Source organism: Flavobacterium cheongpyeongense, from assembly GCF_003202435.1.
Taxonomy (GTDB): Bacteria; Bacteroidota; Bacteroidia; order Flavobacteriales; family Flavobacteriaceae; genus Flavobacterium; species Flavobacterium cheongpyeongense.
In genome coordinates this window covers 1-2227 of the sequence record NZ_QJHK01000042.1, presented here as the reverse complement: position 1 = coordinate 2227, position 2227 = coordinate 1, and the positions used below count along the sequence as shown (strand labels likewise).

General features: G+C 33.9%; 1 protein-coding gene. It reads left to right on the top strand.

Going from position 1 to position 2227, the window contains the following annotated elements:
- Positions 1 to 444: 444 nt before the first annotated feature.
- Positions 445 to 2227 (top strand): DUF7507 domain-containing protein (locus DMB65_RS21810; RefSeq protein WP_449403998.1); only part of this gene is annotated, 1783 nt, incomplete at its 3' end.

Sequence of the window (2227 nt, the reverse complement as noted above, 5' to 3'; positions counted from 1 at the left end):
TCATCAGGTTTTACTGGTAAAAGTAGTTTTGGACAATGGTTACCAGACAACCAAAAAAGTAATCTTTAAATAGCAACTAAAACAACATAGATTTAAAAATCCGATAGCGAAAGTTATCGGATTTTTTATGGTATTAATTTCATTGAAAGATAAATTTTTGCCGTTGTTTTTTATAATTAGATTAAAAGTGAAAATTTTTAAATAGGGTTTTGCCTATAATTTTTTTTTTTTTTGTATTTAAAAAACGTATTACATCGAATATTTATGATTTTAATCGAATTTATTTTTGCTAGACAAAGAACCTATAACAAAACTATTTATTTTTGTGCACTATATGTTTAATTTAAGACAGATTTTATATATATCTTTAATCTTAAATTAAACTCGGCCTAAAATTTCAGTATAAATTAATTGCCAAAATTTAATTAAATACTACCTGCCACAATGATTCAAAAAATACTTTTGAAACGAACTTTACATGTAAAGTTTGTCCTTTTATTTTTTTTTCTTATCACTTCTAAAACTTTAAGCCAAACTGGTGTAACAAGAATTTATACCGATTGGAATGGATATTTTACATCAAGTTCTGCTACTAGTGTAGTTGCTAATCAGCCAAACACCGAAAATAACTTGCTAGCCTTTGTATGGGGAGGTAAAACCTATTCTACGGGTGTTAATAATAGCGTTTTAACAACAAATTCAGTTGTTTTCGAAAACACTCTTTTCAGGGCTTTAAAAATTCAGTCCCTAAATTATGGTTCAGGGACTTTTTTTCTACAGGGATCAATGATAGATGGTTCCTTAACAGGCAGGATACTGACACCTCCTATCTCAGGGAGTACTTCACTTCCTTCCGAATTAGCCTCAAGGCTGACAGATGGTATTAATGGTTTGGCACTAGGAACTGGAATTGCAAATATACTTTCTGGTTCCTCTTCATTTAAAATTGGGACAAATAATGTAGAAATAGGTGCAATTGCTGACAATAGACCAGATATAGTGGTTACCCAAGTTGCATCACCGAATTCTACAGTGGATACATTTAAGTTTGTTGATGTCAATGATGTAACTGTAGGGAATGTTGTAAATGTGGCTTTTAATTCTAGTTCTATTCCCGTTGTTGGAACATACCGACTGGATTTATTTAACGCTAATAATGGTACTCCAGCTACTTATCCAGCTAATGATACTAGAGAAATTCGTTTGCTTGGGATGGATTTATCATCTTTTGGCATTACAGCTGCAAATGCAGCACAAATTGATAGGTTTGTAGTTAATTTTTCAGGAGGTTCGGATTGTGCTTTCATTGCTTTTAATAAAGGATCCTTAAAAACAGCAGAATTGGCTTTGGTAAAAAAAGCCGAATTAATTGGATGCGGTGTTGGAAGTGTAATTAGATATACATTTGAAGTTACTAATACCGGACAAGTTCCTTTGACAAATATAGTAGTCACCGATCCTATGATTGGTACAATATCAGGTTCGCCAATTGTCTCTCTAGCTGTCGGTGCAACGACAACTTTGACCGCAGATTATACTATTAATGGTACTGATGTGGCTTTAGGAAGGGTTACCAATTCAGCAAAAGTTACAGCTATAGATCCTTCATTAAATACGGTTGAAGATATTTCTGGACAAACTAACGGAGATGATGTACCAACTATAACAAACTTATTGACACCTCCAAGAGTAGGGACAATAAAAAATATAACTTGTAATTCATTAGGAACTATTGTATTAAGCGATTTACCTTCAGGTTCATGGACCTTAGAAATGAATTCAGGAAGCGGTACAGTAAATACTTCTGGTTCCGGATCCACAACAATGGTCTCTGGTTTACAAGTTGGAACCTATACTTTTAAAGTGACCGATAACAGCAGTGGATGTAAATCACCTTTAACAACTGGCACTTCAATTATCAGTCAGACAACCAATACATGGAATGGAACTGGATGGTCAACGGGATCCCTACCTACTCTAGATCAAAACATCGTTTTTACAGCAAATTATCCTCCTGCTGTAGATCCTAATGTTGATTTATATGGGTGTAGTTGCCGGGTTTCAGGAAGTGACACGAAAGTTACTATAAAAACAGGACGCACCTTAACCATTACAAATGAAGTAACGGTTAATGGAAGTTTAACATTTGAAAATAATGCCAGTTTGGTGCAAATTAACAATTTAAACAACAACTCGGGTTCTATCACTTACAAGCGTTCCTCACAGG